Genomic DNA, 7,105 nt, shown 5'->3' with positions numbered 1-7,105 from the left:
CTCGCTGCCCCTACACCCCTCCCCTTCGGGGAGCCTTCCGGCTGCCGTTCGCTGACGCTCACGGGCCGTCAGTCCCAGGCCCTTCGGGGCAGCCCCCCTTGCAGGGGGGCCTTTCTTTCCCTTTAGACGCAAATTGGTATCAAAACCGGCAAGGCCTTTAGGAAAACGAGTGGGCCCGCTTCCTCCCCTGCCGCGGGAGGGAAGCGGGCCCATTCCCATGACGCGCCCCCAACAACGTAAGGATATGGATGGGGAATTGGAATCACGCGAGCCCCATCAGCCTCAGGATCGCGCCGACGTCCAAATGCCGTTCCGCCGCACGAGCCAGGGCGTCGTAGGCGTGCTCCTTCATGGCCCTCGTGTCCGTGACGGCCCGCTCCTCCAGGCCGCGCGAACGCCGCACCGCGTTGAGCCACAGCGCCCGGAAGGCGTCGGCGTCGAAGATGCCGTGCAGGTACGTGCCCGCCACGGAGAGGTCCGGACGGGCCAGCCCCTCGACGCCGCCTCCCGCGACGTCCAGCAGCGCGGGGCAGGAGCTCCCCTCCACGGGGTGGGTGACGCCGAAGTGGATCTCGTAGCCCGCCACGGGGACCTCGCCAGCGGAGAGCTGGCGCCGCACCCGGCCCTCGGTGCGGACTGTGCGCTTCTCCCCCGCGCCGAAGGCCGTCACGGAGGGCAGGAGCCCCAGCCCCTCGATCTCCCGAATCTCCGAGTTCTCCTTCAGGTCCGGGTCCAACAGGCGCTCCCCCAGCATCTGGTAGCCGCCGCAGAGCCCGAAGACGCATCTCCCTGCGCGGCTGAGTTCGCGGACGGCTCGGGCCAGCCCCGTCCTCTCGAGCCACGCCATGTCGCGCATCGTGTTCTTGGAGCCGGGCAGGAGCACGGCGTCCAGGGAACGAAGCGTCCGTTCGGGCGTGTCCGCATCCAGGCCGACAAGCTCCACGTCCGGCTCCAGCTCAAAGGGGTCGAGGTCCGTGAAGTTCGACAGCCCCGGAAAGCGCACGACCCCGATGGAGAGGCCCTCGCCTCCCGTCCGGCCCCAGTGGACGTTCAGGGAGTCCTCGCCCGCGATGGCCGCGCCCTCCACCCAGGGCATCACCCCAAGGACCGGCACTCCCGTGCGCCGCTCGATCCAGACGACGGCAGGGTCAAAGAGGCTCCTGTCGCCGCGGAACTTGTTGAAGATCAGGCCCTTCACCCGACCGCGGTCCTCCCCCAGAAGCTCCAGCGTGCCGACGATGGAGGCCAGGGACCCGCCGCGGTCCACGTCCGTCACCAGCACCACCGGGACGTCCGCCTCGCGCGCCACGCGCATGTTCACGATCTCGAACTCGTTCAGGTTGACCTCCGCCGGGCTGCCCGCCCCCTCGATGACCACCGCGTCGAATCGCTCCTCGATGCGGCGCAGGGCGCGGCGCACGGCCTCGATGCCCAGCGTCCGGGTGAAGGTGCGGTAGTAGCCGCGTTCCGCCGGCGTGTCCAGCGCGCGGCCCTCCAGCACGATCTCCGAGGACACGTCCCGCCGCGGCTTCAGGAGGATGGGGTTCATGAACGTCTCGGGCTCAAGCCGCGCGGCCTCCGCCTGCACCGCCTGGGCGCGGCTCATCTCGCGCCCGTCCCGCGTGACGCAGGCGTTGTTCGACATGTTCTGGGACTTGAACGGACAGACGCGAAAGCCCCGGTCGGAGAGCAGTCGGCAGAGCGCCGTGACCAGAAAGCTCTTCCCCGAATCGCTGGAGGTCCCCTGCACCATGATCCCCTTCATCGACAAACGCCCCTTTCCCTCAGTTCTCTCAGCGCGCCGGCGAGCCGCCGGTCCTCCTGGCACGTCCGCGTGGCGATGCGGACGCACCGCCCCTCGATGCCGGGGAAGTTCCGCGTGTGGCGCACCACGATGCCCCGCTCCATCAGGCCCCGAATCAGGGCCTCGTCGTCCTCCGTCTCCATCAGAAAGTAGTGTACGCAGGACGGCCGCACGCGAAAGCCCGCCGCCTCCACCGCGCGGACCAGGCGGGGCGTCTCCTCGGCGTAGTGAGTTCGGAGCCTCGCCAGGAAGCCCTCGTCCTCCATGAAGGCCAGGGCCAGCGCCTGGGCGAAGGCGTTGACGCTCCAGGTCGGCTGACGGCTCCCCAGGCGCCGGATCCACCCCTCCCCCGCCAGCACGTAGCCGATGCGCGCCCCGCTCAGGTGGTACGTCTTGGTCAGGGAGCGCAGCAGGAGGACGTTCGGCAGCGCGCGCACGTCGAGCCTCTCTCCCTTCCGCGTCAGGAGGAAGTCGATGTACGCCTCGTCAACGGCGAGGGTCGCGTCCGGGTGGTCCGCCGCAAAGCGGGCCAGCTCATCGGGCGGGAGGTAGGCCCCCGTCGGGTTGCAGGGGTTGGACAGGATCAAGAGGTCGGCGCCGCCTGCCGCATCGAGGCTGAAGACGTCCTCCACCTCCGCCCCGAAGGCGCGAAGCGCGCGGGCGTACTCCCCGTAGGAGGGCTGGAGCACCGCCGTGCGGCGCCCGGCGAAGAAGGAGGCCAGAAGGTACAGCGCCTCGTTGGAGCCGTTCGAGACGAGGACGTTCTCCAGGGCGAGGCCCTCGCGGGCGGCGATGAGGCGGCGCAGCGCCAGGCACTCGTCGTCCGGGTACGCGGACGCCAAACGCGCCGTGTCGATCGCCCGGCCCACCGCCTCGTCGGGCCAGGGGAGCGCGCAGGCGTTCGTACTGAAGTCGATGACGTCCGCCGGCATGGGGATGCCGAGCGCGGCGTAGAGCTTCTCCGGGTTCGCCCCGTGCGCCCGCAGCGCGCGGAGGGTTCCGCCCGGGGAAGGCTGGCTCATGCCCTTTTCCGCAGTCATAGCCGTCACAGGGGGAAGGGCTCAGGCGAGCCGGAAGGGCAGCGCGCAGAGCAGGGCGAAGAGGGCCGACGCCGCATCCAGCAGCCTGTGGGCCCGCAGGACGTCCGCCGCCTCGGGCGTCCGGGTCCCGTCCCCCAGGCAGGGGCGGGATTCGGGGACGCCGCCGTAGAGGGCGTCACCCCCCAGCCTCAGCCCCAGAAGCCCCGCAAAGGCGCTCTCCCCGTGGGCGCTGTTGGGGCTCTTGTGCTTTCTCCTGTCGCGCAGGAAGACCCGCATCCCCTCCCCTGCGTCCATGCCGAGGCACGCGCCGGCCGCCAGGATGGCGAGGCCGCCGAGTCGGGCGGGGATGAAGTTCAGCGCGTCGTCCAGCCGCGCCGCAGCGCGTCCAAACTCATGGTAGCGCGCGTTTTCGTAGCCCACCATGGAGTCCATGGTACTGGCCGCCTTGAAGCCCCAGACGGCGAGGACCATGCCGGCGCCCTCTCCGACGGCCCAGCCCAGCGCCGCGAAGAACAGGACGGACATCACGCCGTCCACGGAGTTCTCCGCGACGGTCTCGACGGCCCCGCGCACGATGGAGGGCTCGTTCAGGTTCTCCGTGTCCCGTCCCACGACGCGGGACAGCGCCGCCCGCGCCCCAGGCAGGTTCCGGCGGAACAGCGCCAGCGCGACGGGCATCGTCTCATCCTTCAGGGAGCGCCACGCCAAGGCCGCGTAGAGCAGGTACACCTCGACCGCCGCCGCGAGGCCGCCGTCCCAGCCCGCCGCCCACAGCAGGCCGGCGGCGGCCACGAGCGTCGAGAGCAGCACGAGGGCGCAGAGGCCTGCGCCCCGGACGACGGCGCAGGGGGCACCCGCCCCCGGGTAGAGCCGCCCCTCCCAGAAGCGGATGAGGCGGCCGACCCCGACGACGGGATGCGGCAGGGCGTGGGGGTCGCCCAGCAGGACGTCCAGCAGGAGGGCAAAGCACAGCACGGTTGGGAAGGTCATGACACATCCTCTTTTCGACGAAAGAACTCGAGGGGGCCACACAGGTTCGCCGCCCGTCGATTTTTATTATACAATGTATACGGGCTGCGTCAGGAAGCTTTGCCTGAAGCTTTGATTGAAGCTTTGCTCTAGGGAAAACACTGATTAAGTCGTTGAGAGCTGTCAACCGTATGGGCTCCCTTCAGTGTCTGAAACTTCATCGGGCCGCGCGAAGCGCGTGGGGATTGGGACTGACAGCCCGTGAGCAGGGGCTAACGGCAGCCGGAAGGCTCCCCGAAGGGGGGACGTTGAGCATGAGAAACAACCCCTCCGGTCCTCCGGACCACCTCCCCTTTCAGGGGAGGCGAAAAGAAGAAGCGCGTTTCTCAGCCCCCCTAAAAGGGGCGAAATTCATGACCTTCGGAGGAATTTTTGAACATGCAGGAACACTTGACGATCGAGCAAGCGGTGGCGCGCATCGCGCCCCTGGACGCGGCGGCCGTGAGGGCCGCCGAGGAGCGCCAAAAGGGCCTGCTGAAGCCCGTGGGGAGCCTTGGGGAGCTGGAGGCGCTCTCCATTCGCCTCGCGGGCATCACGGGAAAGGTGAAGAACTCCATCGACCGGCGGGTACACCTGCTCTTCGGGTCGGACCACGGCGTCTACGACGAGGGCGTATCGGGCTCACCGCAATACTTCACCAGGGTGCTGATGGAGTTCTACGCGGCGGACGTGGGCTGCGGCATCAACGTGCTGTGCCGCAGGGCCGGGGTGGACCTCCGCCTCTTTGACCTGGGCGTCCGGGACCTGGGCCCGACGCCCAGGGTGGACGCAAGCTGCAAGCTCATGCCAAGGGGGACGGAGAACTTCGCTAGGGGACGGGCCATGACGCCCGAAACGGCGCGGCGGGCCGTCGAGTTCGGCATCGAGTGCGCGGGGCGGGCGCGGGAGGAGGGCTATCAGATCCTGGGGGCAGGCGAGGTGGGCATGGGCAACACGACGCCGGCCGCGGCTTGCATCATGGCCGCGCTGGACTCGCGGGACAGCGCCCTCGTCGGGCGCGGAGGCGGCCTGACGGACGCGGCCTTCGAGACGAAGAAGCGCGTGATCCTCGGAGCGCTGGACCGACACCGTCCCGACCCGCAGGACGCCCTCGATATCCTGTCCTGCGTCGGAGGACTCGACCTCGCGGCCATGACGGGCGTCTTCCTGGGCTCGGCGGCCTACCGCGTCCCGGCGGTGGTCGATGGGGTGATCGCCATCGCGGCGGCGCTCCTGGCCTCCCGCATCGCCCCGCTCTCCAGGGAGTTCCTGATCGCGTCCCACCGGTCGGTGGAGCCGGCCTACGCGGCCGTGGCGGAGGCCATGGGGCTGCACCCCCTGGTCACGCTGGGCATGAGGCTGGGAGAGGGGACGGGCTGCCCCATCGCCATGCAGATCGTGGACGACGCGCTGACCGTCATGAACGAGATGGGGACCTTTGCGGAGGTGTCGCTGGAGTCGGAGTACCGGGAGGTGCTGAAGCAATAGCACACACAAACGCACAAATTGAAAAATCCGCCTCTTTCTGATATTCTTGAGCCATACATCAGAAAGGATTTTTTTGCGTCCTTCGCGCGGACGACGCGGCCGTGCCGCGGAAGGATTCTTCAAACTTGAGGGGAGGCCTTTTCAGTGTACGAGATCGTCCTGATACGTCACGGCGAGAGCGCATGGAACAGGGAGAACCGCTTCACGGGCTGGACGGACGTGCCGCTGTCCGAGAAGGGCGTTCAGGAGGCCAGGGTCGCAGGGCAGCTCCTGAAGGAGGAGGGCTGCGCTTTCGACCTGGCCTTCACCTCGGTCCTGAAGCGGGCCGTCAAGACGCTGTGGTTGGTCCTGGAGGAGATGGACCTCATGTGGATTCCCATCCGGAACTCGTGGAAGCTGAACGAGCGCCACTACGGCGCCCTCCAGGGGCTGAACAAGGCGGACACCGCGGCGAAGTACGGCGACGCGCAGGTGAAGATCTGGCGCCGCAGCTACGACGTGCGCCCGCCGTTCCTGAAGGAGGACGACGAACGCTATCCGGGGAAGGACCCGCGCTACGCGAACCTCACGAAATCGGAACTCCCCGCGGGCGAGTGCCTGGCGGACACCGTGGCCCGCGTGGTCCCCTACTGGCAGGAGGCCATCGTCCCGGAGGTCCGCGCCGGACGCAGGGTCATCATCGCGGCCCACGGCAACAGCCTGAGGGCTCTCGTGAAGTACCTGGACAACATCTCCGACAAGGACATCCTGGAGCTCAACATCCCGACGGGCGTCCCGCTCCTCTACCGGCTGAACGACGACATGACGCCCGAATCCCACCGCTACCTCGGCGACGCCGACGCCATCGCCACGGCTCAGGCTGCCGTCGCGAACCAGGGCAAGGCGAAGTGATCCCAAAGCGCGGAGGACGCGCGCAATCCAAACCCGCGGTCCTGTCCTCCGAGCACGACATCGTTCATTGACTCATTTAAAACGTTAAGGAGGTCATCGTCATGCGTTTTTCCGAACGAATCAAAGCGCTGTCCGCATCCCCCATTCGCCGCCTCATCCCCTACGCCGACGAGGCGAAGGCCAAGGGCAAGAAGGTCTTTCACCTCAACATCGGCCAGCCGGACATCAAGACGCCCCAGGGGTATTTTGACGCCATCCGCAGCTTCAAGGTGGACACCATCGCCTACGCCGCCTCGCAGGGGCGCAACGAGCTGCGCGACGCCATCAGCGCCTACTACCACGCCTGGGACATCCCCTACGACCGGGACGACATCTACATCACCAACGGCGGCAGCGAAGCCCTCTCCTTCGCCGTGCAAGCCATCTGCGACCCCGGCGACGAGATCCTGCTGCCGGAGCCCTTCTACGCGAACTACAACACCTTCGCCAACTCCGCGCTGGCGAAGATCGTCCCCATCCCCACGAGGGCCGAGGAGGGCTTCCACCTGCCCCCCATGGAGGTGATCGAGAAGCTCGTCACGCCCCGAACGAGGGCCCTCTGGTTCTCGAACCCCGGCAACCCGACGGGCGCCGTCTACACCCAGAAGGAGCTGGAGGCTGCGGCCCAGCTGGCGAAGAAGCACGACCTCTACATCATCGCGGACGAGGTCTACCGCGAGTTCACCTACGACGGCGACAAGTTCACGAGCTTCGCCAGCTTCCCGGACATCCGGGACCGGGTCATCATGATCGACTCCGTGTCCAAGCGATTCAGCGCGTGCGGCGCGCGCATCGGCTGCATCGCCATCAAGAACAAGGACTTCATGGCGCAGGT

Annotated in this window: 6 protein-coding genes; 3 read left to right on the top strand and 3 right to left on the bottom strand. The window is 67.9% G+C overall.

What is annotated here, in order from left to right; translation table 11 throughout:
• Positions 1 to 262: 262 nt before the first annotated feature.
• From SY1_RS11905 to cbiB, 3 genes are read right to left on the bottom strand one after another with little or no spacing between them, the layout of a single operon-like run.
• Positions 263 to 1,765, bottom strand: a complete 1,503-nt coding sequence (locus SY1_RS11905; protein ID WP_015557169.1) for a cobyric acid synthase — start codon at positions 1,763 to 1,765, stop codon at positions 263 to 265.
• Positions 1,762 to 2,844, bottom strand: a complete 1,083-nt coding sequence (locus SY1_RS11900; protein ID WP_208873884.1) for a pyridoxal phosphate-dependent aminotransferase — start codon at positions 2,842 to 2,844, stop codon at positions 1,762 to 1,764. The genes SY1_RS11905 and SY1_RS11900 overlap by 4 nt, the downstream gene beginning before the upstream one ends.
• A 21-nt stretch (positions 2,845 to 2,865) precedes the next feature.
• The gene (gene cbiB, locus SY1_RS11895) at positions 2,866 to 3,834 is read right to left on the bottom strand and encodes an adenosylcobinamide-phosphate synthase CbiB (protein ID WP_015557167.1); all 969 of its coding nucleotides are present in this window, start codon (positions 3,832 to 3,834) and stop codon (positions 2,866 to 2,868) included.
• Between the two features lie 417 nt (positions 3,835 to 4,251).
• Here cbiB and cobT point away from each other — a divergent pair, with 417 nt between their 5' ends.
• The 3 genes from cobT to SY1_RS11880 form a co-directional block, all read left to right on the top strand.
• On the top strand, positions 4,252 to 5,340 hold the full coding sequence (gene cobT, locus SY1_RS11890) for a nicotinate-nucleotide--dimethylbenzimidazole phosphoribosyltransferase (protein ID WP_015557166.1): 1,089 nt from the start codon (positions 4,252 to 4,254) through the stop codon (positions 5,338 to 5,340).
• Positions 5,341 to 5,484: 144 nt separating this feature from the next.
• Positions 5,485 to 6,231, top strand: coding sequence for a 2,3-diphosphoglycerate-dependent phosphoglycerate mutase (gene gpmA / locus SY1_RS11885; protein WP_208873883.1), 747 nt, complete (start codon positions 5,485 to 5,487; stop codon positions 6,229 to 6,231).
• A gap of 101 nt (positions 6,232 to 6,332) precedes the next feature.
• On the top strand, positions 6,333 to 7,105 hold a 773-nt coding region (locus tag SY1_RS11880), incomplete at its 3' end, for a pyridoxal phosphate-dependent aminotransferase (protein WP_208874071.1).

It is taken from the genome of Fretibacterium fastidiosum (assembly GCF_000210715.1).
Lineage (GTDB): Bacteria > Synergistota > Synergistia > Synergistales > Aminobacteriaceae > Fretibacterium > Fretibacterium fastidiosum.
The sequence above is the reverse complement of the archived record's forward strand: the minus strand, read 5'-3'. Positions and strand labels throughout refer to the sequence as shown.

Coding starts and splice junctions, on each gene's coding strand:
- SY1_RS11900 (WP_208873884.1), bottom strand. CDS start 2,844: ATGACTGCGGAAAAGGGCATGAGCCAGCCTTCCCCGGGCGGAACCCTC.
- SY1_RS11905 (WP_015557169.1), bottom strand. CDS start 1,765: ATGAAGGGGATCATGGTGCAGGGGACCTCCAGCGATTCGGGGAAGAGC.
- cbiB (WP_015557167.1), bottom strand. CDS start 3,834: ATGACCTTCCCAACCGTGCTGTGCTTTGCCCTCCTGCTGGACGTCCTG.
- cobT (WP_015557166.1), top strand. CDS start 4,252: ATGCAGGAACACTTGACGATCGAGCAAGCGGTGGCGCGCATCGCGCCC.